Annotated in this window: 15 protein-coding genes and 1 other annotated feature; all 15 genes read right to left on the bottom strand. The window is 54.2% G+C overall.

What is annotated here, in order from left to right:
• Positions 1 to 32 precede the first annotated feature (32 nt).
• Positions 33 to 253, bottom strand: a binding site (T-box leader).
• A gap of 47 nt (positions 254 to 300) precedes the next feature.
• The 15 genes from hemL to racE all read right to left on the bottom strand — a co-directional run bounded on the left by hemL (position 301) and on the right by racE (position 16967).
• Positions 301 to 1605, bottom strand: a complete 1305-nt coding sequence (gene hemL, locus KNP79_RS07845) for a glutamate-1-semialdehyde 2,1-aminomutase (RefSeq protein ID WP_215190303.1) — start codon at positions 1603 to 1605, stop codon at positions 301 to 303.
• A complete protein-coding gene (gene hemB / locus KNP79_RS07850) occupies positions 1602 to 2582 on the bottom strand; it encodes a porphobilinogen synthase (RefSeq protein ID WP_215191894.1) in 981 nt (326 codons plus the stop codon). The genes hemL and hemB overlap by 4 nt, the downstream gene beginning before the upstream one ends.
• Complete coding sequence (locus tag KNP79_RS07855) at positions 2579 to 3244, bottom strand: uroporphyrinogen-III synthase (protein ID WP_215191896.1); 666 nt, start codon at positions 3242 to 3244, stop codon at positions 2579 to 2581. Before KNP79_RS07855 ends, hemB begins: the two co-directional genes overlap by 4 nt.
• Positions 3237 to 4154 carry a hydroxymethylbilane synthase gene (gene hemC, locus KNP79_RS07860; protein WP_215191898.1) on the bottom strand — a complete coding sequence of 306 codons (918 nt, stop codon included), beginning with the start codon at positions 4152 to 4154 and terminating at the stop codon, positions 3237 to 3239. Before hemC ends, KNP79_RS07855 begins: the two co-directional genes overlap by 8 nt.
• Before the next feature lie 59 nt (positions 4155 to 4213).
• Positions 4214 to 5557, bottom strand: coding sequence for a glutamyl-tRNA reductase (hemA, locus tag KNP79_RS07865; RefSeq protein WP_215191900.1), 1344 nt, complete (start codon positions 5555 to 5557; stop codon positions 4214 to 4216).
• A 185-nt stretch (positions 5558 to 5742) separates the two neighbouring features.
• Positions 5743 to 6921: an AI-2E family transporter gene (locus KNP79_RS07870; protein WP_215191902.1), complete on the bottom strand. Its 1179-nt coding sequence runs from the start codon at positions 6919 to 6921 to the stop codon at positions 5743 to 5745.
• Between the two features lie 114 nt (positions 6922 to 7035).
• Entirely contained in the window at positions 7036 to 7632 is a 597-nt protein-coding gene (gene yihA / locus KNP79_RS07875; protein ID WP_214708077.1) for a ribosome biogenesis GTP-binding protein YihA/YsxC, read from the bottom strand.
• Between the two features lie 3 nt (positions 7633 to 7635).
• On the bottom strand, positions 7636 to 9936 hold the full coding sequence (gene lon / locus KNP79_RS07880; RefSeq protein ID WP_034776810.1) for an endopeptidase La: 2301 nt from the start codon (positions 9934 to 9936) through the stop codon (positions 7636 to 7638).
• A gap of 70 nt (positions 9937 to 10006) precedes the next feature.
• Positions 10007 to 11275: an ATP-dependent protease ATP-binding subunit ClpX gene (gene clpX, locus KNP79_RS07885; protein ID WP_034776808.1), complete on the bottom strand. Its 1269-nt coding sequence runs from the start codon at positions 11273 to 11275 to the stop codon at positions 10007 to 10009.
• Positions 11276 to 11485: 210 nt separating this feature from the next.
• Positions 11486 to 12778 carry a trigger factor gene (tig, locus tag KNP79_RS07890; protein WP_034776805.1) on the bottom strand — a complete coding sequence of 431 codons (1293 nt, stop codon included), beginning with the start codon at positions 12776 to 12778 and terminating at the stop codon, positions 11486 to 11488.
• Between the two features lie 88 nt (positions 12779 to 12866).
• Positions 12867 to 13772 carry a hypothetical protein gene (locus KNP79_RS07895; protein ID WP_214797120.1) on the bottom strand — a complete coding sequence of 302 codons (906 nt, stop codon included), beginning with the start codon at positions 13770 to 13772 and terminating at the stop codon, positions 12867 to 12869.
• A gap of 541 nt (positions 13773 to 14313) precedes the next feature.
• Entirely contained in the window at positions 14314 to 14826 is a 513-nt protein-coding gene (locus KNP79_RS07900) for a metallophosphoesterase family protein (RefSeq protein WP_034776800.1), read from the bottom strand.
• 5 nt (positions 14827 to 14831) lie between these two features.
• On the bottom strand, positions 14832 to 15422 hold the full coding sequence (locus KNP79_RS07905) for an XTP/dITP diphosphatase (protein ID WP_215191904.1): 591 nt from the start codon (positions 15420 to 15422) through the stop codon (positions 14832 to 14834).
• A complete protein-coding gene (rph, locus tag KNP79_RS07910; RefSeq protein WP_034776797.1) occupies positions 15419 to 16168 on the bottom strand; it encodes a ribonuclease PH in 750 nt (249 codons plus the stop codon). Before rph ends, KNP79_RS07905 begins: the two co-directional genes overlap by 4 nt.
• On the bottom strand, positions 16161 to 16967 hold the full coding sequence (gene racE, locus KNP79_RS07915) for a glutamate racemase (RefSeq protein WP_305798055.1): 807 nt from the start codon (positions 16965 to 16967) through the stop codon (positions 16161 to 16163). Before racE ends, rph begins: the two co-directional genes overlap by 8 nt.
• Positions 16968 to 17042 lie beyond the last annotated feature (75 nt).

The raw sequence follows: 17042 nt of genomic DNA on the forward strand, positions 1-17042 counted from the left end.
TGGACAAAAAAACGGCTACTCTCGTCCTTAACGCTAAGGACGAAAGAAGCCGTATCTTCCGCGGTACCACCTTAGTTCGCCAACAGGTGGCGCCCTCAAAATCGAATAACGGTCGATGGACCGGACCTTCCTACTTCGTTCAAAAGGTCAGCTCCGAGGCGACTTCTGCCCCATCCCTCGCGGCCTCGCACCAAGCGGCCGCGTCTCTGAAAAAGGATGTTGTTGGCGTACTATTCCTCATCGTAGCTTTTAATCGTATCTGTTAAACAATTGTAGCGACAGAAGATGGTTCCGTCAAGATTACAGTGAAAACTCTTGTTGCAACTCTTTGAACGTCGCGTCGACCGCTGCGAGCGTCTGGTCGATATCTTCGTCCGTGTGCACGGTCGAGAGGAACAATCCTTCGAACTGTGACGGTGGCAAGAACACGCCGCGCGCCGCCATCTTCTGATAGTAAGCGCGGAACAAGTCGAGGTTCGCCGTCTTCGCCTTCTCGAAGTTCGTTACTTTCTCGTTCGTGAAGAAGAATCCGAACATCGAGCCGGCCCGGTTCGTGTCGTGCGGGATGTTATACTTCTCGGCCGCTTTCGTATAACCTTCGGCGAGACGGTCCGCTTTGCGTTCGAACTCGGCGTAGTGCTCAGGCTTGAGTTGCGACAGCGTCGTGTAGCCGGCGATCATCGCGAGCGGGTTCCCTGAGAGCGTCCCCGCCTGATAAATCGGTCCTTGCGGCGCGATTTGTTCCATAATCTCGCGTTTCCCGCCATAGGCACCGACCGGAAGGCCGCCGCCGATGACTTTCCCGAGGCACGTCAAATCCGGCGTCACGCCGAAGTAACCTTGGGCACAGTTGTAGCCGACCCGGAACCCGGTCATGACCTCGTCAAAGATGAGAAGCGCGCCGTATTGTTCCGTGATCTCGCGGAGCCCTTCAAGGAATCCAGGTTGCGGTGGCACGAAGCCCATGTTGCCGGCCGCCGGTTCAACGATGACCCCAGCGATGTCGTCGCCGAACTTCTCGAACGCGACGCGAAGGGCGTCCAAGTCGTTGTACGGCACCGTGAGCGTCTGGCTCGCCAAGTCTTTCGGCACGCCCGGTGAGTCCGGGAGACCGAGCGTCGCGACGCCCGAACCGGCCTTGATGAGGAGCGAGTCGCCGTGCCCGTGGTAGCAGCCTTCGAACTTCAAGATTTTCGTCTTGCCCGTGTAGCCGCGTGCGAGGCGAAGTGCCGCCATCGTCGCTTCCGTACCCGAGTTGACCATGCGCACCATCTCGATCGATGGGACGCGCTCGATGACGAGCTCGGCCATTTTCGTTTCCAGCTCAGTCGGTGTCCCGAACGTCCAGCCTTTCTCGGCTTGTTCTTGAATCGCCTTCGTGACGACCGGGTCACGGTGGCCGAGGATGAGTGGACCCCATGAGAGGACGTAGTCGATATATTCGTTGCCATCGATGTCGTAGACGCGTGATCCTTCACCGCGTTCAGCGAAGATTGGCGTCATGCCGACTGATTTATAGGCACGGACCGGGCTGTTCACCCCGCCCGGCATGAGCGGACGTGCTTGTTCGAACGCCGCTTCTGAGCGTGTTTGTTTGTAGGTCATGAATAGTCTCCTTCCAAATAGCGACAGACGTCTTTTGCGAAATACGTGACGATGAGGTCCGCACCGGCCCGTTTGAAGCCGACCATCGTCTCCATGACGATGCGTTGCTCATCGACCCAGTCGTTCAAAGCAGCCGCTTTGACCATGGCGTACTCTCCACTCACGTTATACGCCACGATCGGCATATCGAGCGAGTCGCGCATGTCACGGATGATGTCCATGAACGCGAGCGCCGGTTTGACGATCATGAAGTCGGCGCCTTGCTCGACGTCCGATTGTGATTCACGGAACGCTTCACGGCGGTTGGCCGGGTCCATCTGATAGCCTTTGCGGTCGCCTTCGCCAGGTGCCGATTGGGCCGCATCACGGAACGGTCCGTAGTACGCCGATGCGTACTTGACGCCGTAACTCATGATTGGGATATGGTTGAACCCGTTCTGGTCGAGCCCTTCACGGATGGCGGCGACGAAGCCGTCCATCATCGAGCTCGGCGCGATGATGTCAGCGCCTGCTTGCGCTTGCGTGATCGCCGTCTGGACGTGAAGCGGTAGCGACGCGTCGTTATCGACGTCACCATTCTTCACGATGCCGCAGTGGCCCGTCGACGTGTATTCGCATAGGCACGTGTCCGCGATGACCGTGAGCTGTGGCGCCCACTCTTTCACTTTGCGGATCGCTTCTTGGACGATGCCGTGGTCATGATACGCTTCCGTACCTTCCGGGTCTTTATGTTCCGGCACGCCGAACAAGAGCACCGATTGAATGCCGAGGTCGACGATCTCCTTGATCTCGTCCTCGAGACGGTCGAGCGAGAAGTTGAAGACGCCCGGCATCGAGCTGACTTCGCGTTTAATGTCTGTCCCTTCGATGACGAAGAGCGGGTAAATCAAATCTTCTTTCCGAACATGATTTTCACGTACGAGTGCACGCATCGACTTCGATGAACGAAGGCGACGGTGACGGTCGAACTGGTTCATGAAAAATCCTCCCCTATACACTGTATTAATGCATCCATAGTATAACACTCAGGCACTCGGACCGGTAACGTCGACACTTCCCGGACGGCGCGCTCGGTCACTTCACCGATGGCGTACCACGTCCCGTGGAAGTGTTCAAGGTACGGCGTGATCGCCTGGACGGCGGACGGACTGAGGACGAGGAGCGCGTCCACGTTCTCGAGCGCCTCGACTTCCGTCTCTGTCAGTTCACGGCCGATCGTCTCATAGACGACCCAGTCGTGGACGTTTTCGAGTTGCTTCATGTGGTCCGTGTTCGCCAAGTCGCCCCGGGCGAACAAGACGACCTCGCCTGCTGTTACGACGTCCGCGAGGTCGCGGAACAGCGCCTCGCCCGTATACGTCTTCGGCATGAGTGAGACGGTGAAGCCCTCGGCCTCGAGTGCTTGTTTCGTCTTCTCCCCGACGGCCGCGACTTTGACGTCACGCGGGACGTCACGGAGCGCCGGCACCGCCGTCTGGCTCGTCACGACGAGCCAATCGAACCGGTGAATCGGCATCTCGCGATGTGTCAGTCTCGTCTCGATGAGCGGGACGTGATGCACGGAAAGACCGCTCGCGGCGAGCCGGGCTCGTTGCGTAGCGGTCAGTCGTTTTGTCCCTGTGTACCAGACGTCACGCATTGACCGAGGCGAGAATTTCGCGCCCGCCGCGTCCAAGAAGATCGTCTGCTACCTCGTTCCCGAGTGCGACCGCGTCAGTCGACGTCTTCGTCACACGGAGCACTTCTTTCCCGTCGACCGAGGCGATGAGGCCCGTCAGTGTCACGTCGTCCCCGTCGACCGTCGCGTAACCGCCGACCGGTACGTGGCAACTGCCTTCGATCGCCTTGAGGAACGTCCGCTCCGCCGTCGCCGCTTTCGCCGTCACGTCGTCATGCAGGAGTTGCAAGACGTTCGTCACTTCAGCGTCGTCTTTCCGGCTTTCGATGGCGAGAACGCCTTGACCGACGGCCGGGACCATCATGTCAGCGTCAAGCGCTTCGAAGTCGACGCGGTCCGTCCAACCCATGCGTTCGAGCCCGGCTTTGGCGAGCAAGATGGCGTTGAAGTTTTCCGTCTCGAGTTTTTTGAGGCGCGTGTCGATGTTTCCGCGGATCCATTGAATCTCGAAGTCAGGACGGGCGGCGAGCATCTGCGCACCGCGACGAAGTGAACTCGTCCCGATGACAGCACCTTCCGGGAGCGTCTCGAGCGTATATCCGTTCTCGCAGATGAGCACGTCTCGGGCGTCAACGCGTTTCGGCATGCAGCTGATAAAGAGCTCTTCAGGCAACTCGGCCGGCACGTCTTTCATGCTATGGACGGCGAAATCGATTTCCCCGGCAATCATTTGTTGCTGAATCTCTTTGACGAACAACCCTTTGCCGCCGACTTTCGATAACTGGACATCGACGATTTGGTCACCTTTCGTCACGATTTCCTTGATCTCGAACTCGTTTTGAGCCCCGGCTTTCTTCAATTGCTCGATGACCCATTTCGTCTGTGTCATCGCAAGTTGTGAACGGCGTGAGCCGACGATAATTTTACGCATAGTCCATATCCCCTTCATAGAAAAAGGCGACGAGATCCGCCGCCTTTTTTGATTTTGTATTAGCGCATCAAAGCGCGGAGTGGTGCTTTCGCTGACATCGCTTCTGTCTCTTCCATTTCCGGCTCGACGTAAGGGACGTCGACATCAAGGCCGAACGTCTCGACGAACTGGTTGATGCGTGTGTTCGCATCCGGTTGCGCCGCGGCGTCTTTGATGTAGTCGATCGGTTCACGAAGCATCTGGTTGATGATCGACTTCATATGTTTGCCGATGACTTTTTTATCCCGGTCCGATAGATGGTCAAGCTTACGCTCGAGGCTTTCCATCGTCTCTTCTTGAACAGTGAGGGCGCGGGCGCGCAACTCGTTCATGATCGGGACGACACCGAGTGTGACGAGCCACGTTTGGAACTCTTGAATCGCTTCGTCGATTTTGATTTCAATCTTTTCCGCTTCGACGAGACGGGCCGCCAAGTTTTTGTTGACGATCCCGTTCAAATCATCCACATCGAACAAATGGACGCCCGGAAGCGCCCGGACCGCTGGATCGATATCTCGCGGCACGGCAATGTCGATTAACAAAAGTGGACGTTCTCGGCGAAGCAGTTGTGCGGCGGCGACATCGTCATAGGCGATGACCGCTTCTTTGGCGCCGGTCGAACTGATCAAAATATCGGCGTCGAGCAACCCACAGGCGATCTCACGGATCGAGTGGGCACGGCCTTGGAACTTGTCGGCGACCGCTTTTGCTTTGCTCTCGGTCCGGTTAAAGACGGCAATCTGTTTCGCACCGGCCTCGAACAAGTTGAGCGTCGTCAACTCGCCCGTCTCACCGGCACCGACGACGACGACTTGTTTGTCATCGAGACGGTTGTACATCCCTTGAGCGAGCGTGACCGCTGCCGAGCTGACCGATACCGACATTTCCCCAATTTGTGTGTCGGTATGGGCGCGTTTGGCGAGCGTCACGGCCTCTTTGAACAGTTTATTGAACACCGTTCCCGTCGTCCCGTTCTCTTGGGCGCGGAAGAAGCTTGATTTCACTTGTCCTAAAATTTGTGTTTCCCCAATGATCATCGAATCGAGTCCTGACGTGACACGGAACAAGTGGCGAATTGCCTCTTCTCCTTCACGAATCGATAAATAAGGGGTGAATTGGTCCATCTCTAAATCAAACCAGTTCGCTAAAAAGCGTTTTGTATAATAACGTCCGGTGTGGAGCTGGTCTGTGACGACGTATAGCTCCGTCCGGTTACAAGTCGACAAAATAACCGATTCAAATATGCTCTTCTCTTCGCGAAGTGCAATCATCGCGTCCACGATTTCTTGCTCCCCAAACGAGAACTGCTCCCGAATCGCGACAGGGGCTGTCTTGTTATTTAGTCCAACGACGACAATATGCATGTACCTCTTCCCCTCATCCAAAATCCACCGACGGTTGTCTCTTCTTTTTCACATCTCTACCGTACATTATAACAATTTTTATTTAGGAACTATAATCTTCTGTTCGATTTTTGTGAAATAATTTAAGAACTTTTTGTGACAGAAAAAAGTAGAAACGGACATGGAGACCATTTCTACTTGTTTGATCATTTCAGAGACGACGGATCGGTGATGATTTGGCTCTCTGGTTTCTCATCTTCCTCTTCCGCTTCGAGGTAATGTTTTCGCTCCCTCAGCTTGTAAATCCGGACGATGTTTTGAACGACGACTTTAGCCACCGCATAGAATGGAACCGCGATGAGCATCCCGATAATCCCGGCCAAGTTTCCGGCAACGAGCAAGACGATGATAATCGTCAGCGGATGCACCTTGAGCGACTTGCCTTGGATGAGCGGCGAGATGACGTTCGATTCGATTTGTTGAACGATGATGATGACGACGATGACCCAGAGCACTTTGATCGGATCTTGGATGAAGGCGACGACGACAGCCGGTGCCGCACCGAGGAACGGTCCGACGTACGGGATGATGTTCGTCACCATCATGAAGAGCGCGAGCAAGATGGCATAGTCGAGTCCAATGATCCATAGCCCGATGAGCGACGTGATCCCGACGAAGAACGCCACGATCAACTGGGCATGGACGTAGTTTTTAACCGTCGTATGCATGTCATGCAAGATGTTGCGCGTCTCCTTCTCATAACTCGACGGCAACAGCTTGACGATCGAATCCGGAAGTCGTTTCCCGTCCAAGAGCATATACAAAAGCATGAACGGAATGACGACGATCGTGATGACGGCCGATGTGATAAAGCCGACAAATTGGCCGAGCGATGAGGCGATGTTCCCGAAGATGTCACCGAGGTACGTCGTGACGTTGTTCGTGAAATCGGTGAACATATCATCGTTCTCGGCGATGAAGCGTGACAAGAACTCGTTTTGCATGAGCGAGTCACGGACAGCAAACGCCTGCTCCTGCAACTCTTTGGCGATACTCGGCATCGCGTTGACGAGCGACGTGATCTGCTCGCCGAGCACCGGCCCGAGGATGCTGAATACGAGCGTAAAGATCAGCACGAGTCCTCCGAGGGTGATACCGACGGCGAGCGGCCGTTTGCCGTTCAACCGTTTTTCTAAGAAGTCGACGATCCCGACTAAGAAATAATAGAAAAGTCCAGCAATGATGAGCGGTACCGTGACGAGCGCCAAAATGACTTGGACTGGTTGGAATACGAAAGAGATTTCCGTCCCGACCCAGATGACCAAGAAAATCGTTAGCGTCCAAAATAAGAAGCGGTACCATTTGTTTTGAAACATGATTTGCATCTTTCCACCTCGTTCTAGATTCTCTTGTCTTATGTAATTAGGACAATTATACGATACTTACCCGCTCGCGTAACCCTGAAAACAAAAAAGACGAGGGGGTTCCCTCGTCTTCGCTCAATCTTCGTCTTGCGTCAACAAATCGTAAATCGCTTTCCACGCCTCGTCTTTCCCTTCGGCTGTCTCAGCCGAGAAGGCGACGAACCGGTCCGTCGATTCGAACTGTAGCTTCCGTTTGACGGCCGCCTCATGTTTTTGACGTTGCGCTTTCTTGATCTTATCGAGCTTCGTCGCCACGACGATGACCGGAATCTCGTAATGCTTCAAGAAGTTGTACATCGTCACGTCGTCACTTGACGGCTCATGACGGATATCGACCAACAGGACGACGCCGCGAAGCGCACTCTGTGACGTCAAATATTGCTCCATCATGACGCCCCACTTCTCGCGCTCCGTCTTCGAGACTTTCGCGTAGCCGTAACCTGGAACGTCGACGAACATGATCTCATCGTTGATGTTGAAGAAGTTCAGCGTCTGCGTCTTCCCTGGCTTCGAAGACGTGCGCGCGAGCGCTTTCCGCTGACAAATCTTGTTGATGAACGACGATTTCCCGACGTTCGAACGTCCAGCGAGTGCGACTTCCGGCAACTCGTGAATCGGATAATGGTCCGGTGCGACGGCACTCGTGACAAATTCTGCTTTAGTGATTTTCATTATTTAATTTCCTCCAAATGCTACTTCTAATACTTGATCGAGCGTCGTGACCGGGACGAACGTCAATTTCTCACGGACGGTGTCTTGAATGTCATCGATGTCCCGCTCGTTGTCTTTCGGGATGACGATAGTCGTCAAACCGGCCCGGTGTGCGGCGAGCGCTTTCTCTTTCAACCCGCCGATCGGCAGGACGCGGCCCCGGAGCGTGATCTCTCCAGTCATGCCGATATCACGGCGGACTTTCTTCCCGGTCAACGCCGAGATGAGCGCCGTCGCGATAGTGATGCCGGCCGATGGACCGTCTTTTGGAACGGCACCTTCCGGGACGTGGATATGCACGTCTTGGCGCTCGTAGAACGTCGGGTCAATCCCGAACCGTTCCGCGTTCGAACGGACGTAGCTATACGCCGTCTGCGCCGACTCTTGCATGACGTCACCGAGTTTCCCCGTCAACTGGAGCTTGCCCTTACCAGGTGCGAGCGCCACTTCGATCGTGAGCGTGTCGCCCCCGAACGCCGTGTAGGCGAGTCCAGTGACGGCTCCGATCGAGTCTTCCGTCTCGCCTTTGCCATAGCGGTACTTCGGTTTCCCGAGGTAGTCACCGAGGCTCTTCAACGAGACGGTGACGCGTTTTTTCTCGCCGATCGCGATTTGCTTCGCCGCTTTCCGGCAAAGCGACCCGATGACGCGTTCTAAGTTACGGACGCCGGCCTCACGCGTGTAACGGCGGACGACCTCGTAAAGCGCGTCTTCTTTGATCGTGAGCTGGCTCTTTTTCAAGCCGTGCTCTTTATATTGTTTCGGCACCAAGTGACGTTTGGCGATCTCGACTTTCTCGAGTTCCGTGTAGCCGCCGATTTGGATGAGTTCCATCCGGTCGAGCAGCGGAGCCGGGATTTGCGAGACGTCGTTCGCCGTCGCGATGAAGAGCACGTTCGATAAGTCGAACGGTTCTTCAATATAGTGGTCGGAGAACGAGACGTTTTGTTCCGGGTCGAGCACTTCGAGCATGGCCGACGCCGGGTCGCCCCGGAAATCTGACGCCATCTTGTCGATCTCGTCGAGCAAGAAGACCGGGTTTTTGCTTTCGGCCTGCTTCAATCCGCGGATGATGCGGCCTGGCATCGCCCCGATGTACGTGCGACGGTGTCCTCGAATCTCAGCTTCATCGCGCACCCCGCCGAGCGAGACGCGGACAAAGTGACGTTCAAGCGCCGACGCAATCGACCGGGCGAGCGACGTCTTCCCGACCCCTGGAGGTCCGGCGAGACAAAGGATCGGTCCACGGAGCGAGTTCGTCAATTGGCGGACGGCCAAATACTCGAGGATTCGATCTTTCACCGACTCGAGGCCGTAGTGGTCGTCGTCTAGGACGTCGGCCGCATGTTTGACGTCAAGTTTATCTTCCGTCTCGATGCCCCACGGGAGCGAAGCGATCCAGTCGAGATAGTTGCGGATGACCGCGTATTCCGGTGACGTCGCCGGGACGACGTTCAACCGCTCGGCTTCGCGCATGACGTTCTTCCGTGTCGTCTCAGGCAAATCGAGCGCCTCGAGTTTCTCACGGAGACGGTTCGGTTCAGACTCTTGCGACTGGTCGCCGAGCTCTTGCTGAATCGTTTTCATCTGTTCGCGCAAATAATACTCTTTCTGCGCCTGCTCAATCGTCTTTTTCGTCCGTTCGCGCAATTCTTGCTCGAGCTCGATGATCTCGACTTCATGCGTCATGATTTCGAGCAGCTCTAAGCCGCGTTTGACTGCGTCGGCTTCTTCGAGCATCGCTTGGCGAATGTCGACGTCGACATCAAGTTTAGAAGAGATATAATCGGTTAACGACTCGAGTCGCTCATACATCTCAAAGCGGCGCCGTTCGTCCGGAGACAACCCTTTGATCGTCCCGACGAGTTTGCCAAACTGTTCTTTCAATAGGCGTACGAGTGCCGTCCGTTCGACTTCTTCCCCTTCGACGAGGTCAAGCGTCTCGACGTCGGCGAACCAGCCTTCTTTCGTCTCTTCAATCGAGTTGATTTTGACGCGCTCTTTCCCGACAAGACGAACACGAACCGTCTCGTTCGACAGCTCGCTCATCTTGGCGATATGAACGCGTGTCCCAATCGCATATAAGTCTTCCGGTTCAGGTGATTCTTTGCCTGTCTCTTTTTGTGTCACGACAATCAAATCTGTCTCGTGTTCCTTTGCGGCAAGGAGTGCCCGCAGAGAGAGCGGACGCCCTACGTCGATCGTCACGCCGATGAGCGGATACACGACGACTCCACGCAAAGGAAGGATAGGTAACTGTTCCATTACAACGCCTCCTGTGCAAAAAGGCCCAAAACTCGGATGTGCCGAGTGTTTGAGCCTTTTTCGTTAAAAATTATGCTGTCTCTTTATTGTCGCCTGTCTGTTCGACAGTACCATCGCGAAGCACGTATTTCGGACCGGCAAGACCCGTAATCGTTTCATCCGTGATGATGACTTTCTCGATATCGTCACGCGATGGGACAGTGAACATCACATCGAGCATCATTTCTTCGATAATCGAGCGGAGACCGCGTGCGCCTGTCTTACGTTTGATCGCAAGCTTGGCGATTTCAACCAACGCCTCGTCTGTGAACGTGAGTTCGACATCGTCGAGTTCGAGCATTTTCTCGTACTGACGAACGAGGGCGTTCTTCGGCTTCGTCAAGATCTCGACGAGTGCTTCCTCGTCAAGCGTCGTGAGCGTCGCCATGACCGGTAGACGACCAATGAACTCCGGAATCAATCCGAATTTCTGAAGGTCTTCCGGAAGCGCGCGGGCGAGCAAGTCTTCTTGCGTCATCTCGCGGTTTTCTTGGTCGTTCCCAAATCCGATAACTTTTTTCCCGATACGGCGTTTGACGACCGCTTCGATGCCAGCGAACGCGCCGCCGACGATGAACAAGATGTTCGTCGTATCGATTTGGATGAACTCTTGATGCGGATGCTTCCGTCCACCTTGCGGCGGTACGCTTGCGACCGTACCTTCCAAGATTTTGAGAAGTGCTTGTTGGACACCTTCACCAGATACGTCACGCGTGATCGATGGGTTTTCCGACTTACGGGCAATCTTATCGATCTCATCGATATAGATGATCCCTTTTTCAGCCTTCTCGACATCGTAGTCCGCCGATTGGATCAGCTTGAGCAAGATGTTCTCGACGTCTTCCCCGACGTAACCGGCTTCCGTCAAGCTCGTCGCATCCGCAATTGCGAATGGGACGTTCAAGACGCGGGCCATCGTTTGAGCGAGAAGCGTCTTACCGCTACCAGTTGGTCCAATCATGACGATGTTCGATTTCGAAAGTTCGACATCATCAGAACGGCCACCGGCGTTGATGCGTTTATAGTGATTGTAGACGGCTACCGAAAGCGCACGTTTCGCCCGGTCTTGACCAATGACATACTCGTCTAAGATGTTACGAATCTCTTGTGGTTTTGGAATGTCTTTGAATTCTACTTCTTCTTCGACACCGAGCTCTTCCTCAACGATTTCATTGCAAAGCTCGATACATTCGTCACAAATGTATACGCCAGGACCGGCGACTAGTTTACGGACTTGTTCTTGCGATTTCCCGCAAAACGAGCATTTAAGTTGTCCCTTTTCCTCGTTAAATTTGAACATTCGGTACACCCCTTCTGAATGAAAATGGATGTAAGTGCGATAAATCGCCTATTTGTATTTTCAGGTGCAAAGCACTCTCGAAAAAACATTTACATCTCTGCGTTGCAATAATTGTAGCATGAACAAATCACTTCATCAAAGATAAACACATGCAAAGTGTCGTGACGAAAAAAAGGACGACTGCTGAGCAGCCGTCCTTCTGTCATCCGATTACTTCGCTTTCCCGTTTTCAACGAGAACGTCGATCGCTTTACGGAATTTGAGGTCACCTTTAAGTGTCTCGATTCCGCCTTGTGGCGCGAGCATTGTACGGAGTTGATCCGGTGCAATGTTGTAAAGTTTAGACATTTCTTCGAGTTCTTTCTCAGCATCTTCGTCAGACACTTCGATCGCTTCTTTCTCAGCGATTGCTTTCAAGACGAGACGAGCTTTAACGCGCTCTTCAGCTTGCTCTTTCATCTCTTCGCGCATCGCTTCTTCAGAAGTACCAGTGAGTTCGAAGTACATGTTGAGGTCGATTCCTTGTGAAGAAACACGTGTGCCGAACTCTTGAACCATGCGGTCTACTTCTTGGTCAACGAGTACTGCAGGTACGTCGATTGTTGCGTTAGCTGTTGCTTGCTCGACGAGTTGGTCGCGCATTGTGCCTTCCGCTTCTTGTTTCTTCGCAGTTTCTAAGCGCTCACGGATTTTCGCTTTCAACTCGTCGAGTGATGAAACTGACTCGTCGATGTCTTTTGCGAACTCGTCGTCGAGCTCAGGAACTTGCTTCGCTTTGACTTCGTGAAGTTTGACTTTGAATGTCGCTGGTTTACCCGCCAAGTTGTCAGCGTGGTACTCTTCAGGGAATGTTACTTCAACGTCTTTTTCTTCGCCAGCCGTCATGCCGACCATTTGCTCTTCGAATCCAGGGATGAATTGGCCTGAACCGATTTCGAGTGTGTAGTTTTCAGCCGTGCCGCCTTCGAATTGCTCTCCGTCAGCGAAACCTGCGAAATCAAAGACAGCTGTATCGCCGTTTTCGATTGCGCCTTCTTTGACAGCAAGCTCTGCGCCTTGCTGTTGAAGCGCGTCAAGTTCAGCTGTAACTTCTTCGTCAGTGACTGTTGTTTCAACAGCTTCGTACTCGAGACCTTTGTATTCGCCAAGCTCAGCTTCTGGCTCAACAACGAACGTTACTTTGAACGTTACAGGTTGGCCTTTTTCGAGCGTGCCGTCTACATCGATGTTTTCGAGAGCGATTGGTTCGAAACCAGCTTCTTCGACCGCACCTTGAACTGTGTCACGGTAGAGGATATCGAGCGCATCTTGATAGAGTGCTTCTTCTCCGTACATTTTGTTGAACATTGGGCGTGGCAATTTCCCTTTACGGAAGCCAGGCACGTTCAAAGTTTTGACGACATCTTTGAATGCGGCGTCAACTGCTTTATCAAAAGCTTCTGCAGGTGCTTCGTACGTGAGTACGCCTTGGCTACCTGATGTTTTTTCCCATTTTGCTGTCATGCTAAGTCCCTCCAACAATTCGTTTATACGTACAAAAATGTACAACAATCCGTATTATAGCATAAATCCGACGACTGCACACAAGGATTTAGTCTAGAAACGCCTCGGTGAAACGCATGTCCGCCTCAAGAATTTCGGCGGCGAGGCCGTCCGTTTCCTCATGTTGCAGGATGGCCGTTTTCGCTTGAGCAATCGCCGTCTCCACGGCAGACGCTTCCTCAGGCGTGAACGGGTAGTGCGTATACATGTAGTTCATGAGCAGCTGCGTCGCGATCTCGTCACCATATACCGCTCGCTGCAACCCGTTGACCATTGTCTCCCACGCTTCCGTGTGGATTTTCGCTTCGTCATGCGTCAATCGGTGCCGCGTCCCGAGGTCGGTCCATTCGATGACCGGCAGCTCGTCGAACGCCTTTTGGAGCACGATCAACTTCATCAACTTCGGTCGTTCCGCGACGAGGAGCTCTTTCAAGACGTTGTCGAGGACGTCATCGATATTGAAATGAACGTGTTCGAGCGTCTCGATTTGTTCGCCGATCCCGCCCCGGTTAAGGATTCGCTTCACTTTGGCGATCGCGGCCGGGAACTCGGTCAACTTCAACACTTGGAGCACTTGATGTGCTTGCGTGTTGACATGATCGGTCTTTTCTTGCCACTCGAGATACAGGTTGATCCAATGGGCCGCCTCGAACGGTTGGTCACGCATGATGTAATACTGGGCGATTTGAAGCCCGCCGGCTGCAGGTTCTTCTGCCACCGTCATCTGTGTCGTGACGAGCTCTTCGAGTTTCTCGAGCGTCTCCGGTTCTTCCGGTCGTTCCATCAGACATTGGAATATTTCCATGAAAATAAATGGATCGCCGGGCACTGCCTCGTACCAATCCCACAGAATCGGTTCGACCCGTTGCCGTTCCCCGGCCGCGTCTGCCTCTTGAATCATCTTCTGAAGCCGCGACCAGTTCCCTGGAAACGGGTACGCTTGCTCTTTTGCCATCTCCCCACACCCTTTCCATTCATCTCCATCTTCCTTTAGGAATCGATTCGTTGTCAATCAATACCCCGAAAAACGAAAAAAGAGACAACCTCCGTGGAGGCTATCTCTATTTTAAATGGAAGTGTCCCAAGAGGGATTCGAACCCCCGACCGACGCCTTAGCTTACCACCATGGCTTTCGCCACCAACGTGTGTTGTTTGTAGTCTGGACTATATCTTCACCATTTCAGGTGCGACACGTGTAGTCTCTACGGAACCTCACGAGCAAACTGCTCCTTCAATGGCTCTACCTCTAAAGGATGACCTTTAGTCCTTCGAACCACCTTGTCCCCGAAAGGAAATAAGTTTCCTCGGTATTACCATCAGCATCATCTGTTAAGGCTTCACCGATATAGTGTCGTCCACTCTATAGGTTTCTGTTTCCCTATAAAGGCTCCTATTTGTCTTGAAGGGCGTTGCTCTATCCAGCTGAGCTATTGGGACATTGACAAGAAAACTATAATAGAAAAATGGTTTGCTGTCAATTCCTTCTTTTCATTCCGTCACAGCTTTCCGCTCACATCGAGATCTTCGACGGCAGAACCGTCCTCTGACCGATAAAAGCGGACCGTTGCCTGTCCGTTCTCGAGATCCATCAGTACATACGTCTTGTCACTCCGTCCGCGCGGCATGCGAATCGAACCCGGGTTCACGTAAAGCACCCCGTCCTCAATCACAGCTCCGGCGACGTGCGAGTGGCCGAACAAGACAACGTTCGCCCCGACCTCTTCAGCCCGGTAACGTAACCGGTTCAAGTCGTACTTCACGTCGTGGTGATGGCCGTGGACGATGAGAATCGTCCCTTCAGCCGTCTCCTCGATTCGCTCGAGCGGAAGGTCGCCGCCGAAGTCGCAATTACCGCGCACCGTACGATACGGGAGCAGATGTTCATCGACGAGCGCGAGCTGGGAATCCCCACAATGGAACGCGTCATCGATTTCTTGTTCGTGCCGGTTGAAGATGATCGATAGTTCTTCTGTCAATCCGTGACTGTCACTGACTACGAGAAAACGCATACAGGTCACCCCTCCATAAACGGAATAATTTCTGCCTCTAACTTTCGTAGTGCTTGGCCGCGGTGACTGACCGCCGCCTTTTCGTCGCGTTCAAGTTCTGCTGCCGTCTTGTGAAGTGACGGAACGATGAAGAGCGGGTCGTAACCGAAACCGTTCTCGCCGTGAGGCGCGTAGCCGATCGTCCCTTCGATCGTGCCGCGTACCGTCAATGTCTCCCCTGTTGGTTTGGCGAGACAGAGGGCACAGATGAAACGAGCCGTTCGGTCGGTCGCTCCGTTCAACTTCTCGAGAAGAAGCGCGTTGTTCGCTTCATCCGACTTCTCCGGTCCGGCGAAACGGGCCGAATGGACACCGGGTGCCCCGTCGAGCGCATCGACTTCGAGTCCAGAGTCATCCGCTAGGACGGCGTGGCCGAAATAGCGGGCCGCCTCTGTCGCCTTCAACTCGGCGTTCACTTCAAACGTCGTCCCAGTCTCGTCCGTCTCTGGTGCGTCCGGATAATCTAGAAGTGATTCGACTTCGAATCCGAGCGGCGTGAGCATCCCTTCGATCTCTGCGACTTTTCCTTTATTGCGTGTTGCGACAATCAGTTTCATGTTGTTTCCTCCAATTGTTCCCCGACATACCACCACGAGGCACCGAGCGCGTCTTCGGCCGCTTTGAACAGCGTCTCGATTCCGCTTTGGGCCATGTGGAGCATCTCGTTCATCTCGAGCAACGTGAACGTCGCTTCTTCCCCTGTCCCTTGCACTTCGACGAAACGTCCGCTCGCCGTCATGACGACGTTCATGTCGACCTCGGCCGCGGCATCTTCTTCGTAGTTCAAGTCGAGGAGCAATTCGTCGGTCCGTCCGACCGAGATGGCAGCGACGCCTTCTTTGATCGGCGTGTCGTCGAGCTTGCCTTGACGGATGAGCGCGTCGACCGCGAGGACGAGCGCGCAGAAGCCGCCTGTGATCGAGGCCGTGCGGGTGCCCCCGTCGGCTTGGATGACGTCACAGTCAATCCAAATCGTCCGTTCACCGAGCCGTTCCAAATCGACGACCGAACGGAGCGACCGCGAAATCAACCGTTGAATCTCCATCGTCCGGCCCGACTGTTTGCCGCGGACCGATTCGCGGACCGTGCGGTTACCGGTCGCACGCGGAAGCATGGCATACTCGGCGTTGATCCAGCCTTGCTTCTTGCCGCGCAAGAAGTTCGGGACACGCTCTTCGACGGTGGCCGTGCAGATGACTTTCGTGTCCCCGATCGAGATGAGGACCGACCCTTCCGCATGTTTATTCACATGGGGAACGATCTCGACGGGCCGGAGCTCGTCATGTTGTCTTTCGTTACGCATCGACACCGGACACCTCTACTTTCTCCGCTCTCACGGGTTGACCGAGCCATTCTGTCGCCAAACGGTCAAAGATGACGACATCCCCGGTCGCATAAAACTGGTGCACCGGGACCGAATCCAAATCGTTCTCGAGCTCTTTAAAGTCAAGGATGGCCGCTACTTCGAGCGCCGTCTCGTCACCAGACGAGATCAAATGGACGTCAGGTCCGACGACGTCTTGAATGACCGGCGCGAGCAGCGGATAGTGCGTGCAGCCGAGGATGAGCGTGTCCATCTCGGAAGACTGAAGCGGACGAATCGTCTCAGCGACGATGTTGCGGACGCGGTCCCCATCGAGTTCGCCGGCTTCGACGAGCGGGACGAACGGCGGACAGGCGAGCGAATACACATCGATCTCGCCGGCCACGTGCCGGAGCGCCGTCTCGTACGAGTTGCTCTCAATCGTCATCTTCGTTCCGATGACGCCGATATGTTTATTGCGCGTGCCTTTGACGGCCGCCCGTGCCCCCGGGTCGATGACACCGATGACCGGGATATTGAGGCGTTTGCGCGCTTCTTTCAAGACGACCGCGGTCGCCGTGTTGCAGGCGATGACAATCATCTTCACGTTCTTACTTAACAGGAACTCGATCAGTTCCCACGTATAGGCTTCAATCTCATCGTGCGGGCGCGGGCCATACGGGCACCGTTCCGTGTCGCCGATATAAATTATTTCTTCTTTCGGTAGTTGGCGCATCAGTTCTTTGACCACAGTCAAGCCGCCAACTCCTGAATCGAGTACTCCAATTGCTCGTTTCATGATCATCACTTCCATTCCCATCTATCTTACCAAAAAAGCCGATTCTGAAAAAGAAACGGTCTCGTGACAAACAAA

It is taken from the genome of Exiguobacterium sp. s7 (assembly GCF_018618195.1).
GTDB lineage: Bacteria > Bacillota > Bacilli > Exiguobacteriales > Exiguobacteriaceae > Exiguobacterium > Exiguobacterium mexicanum_A.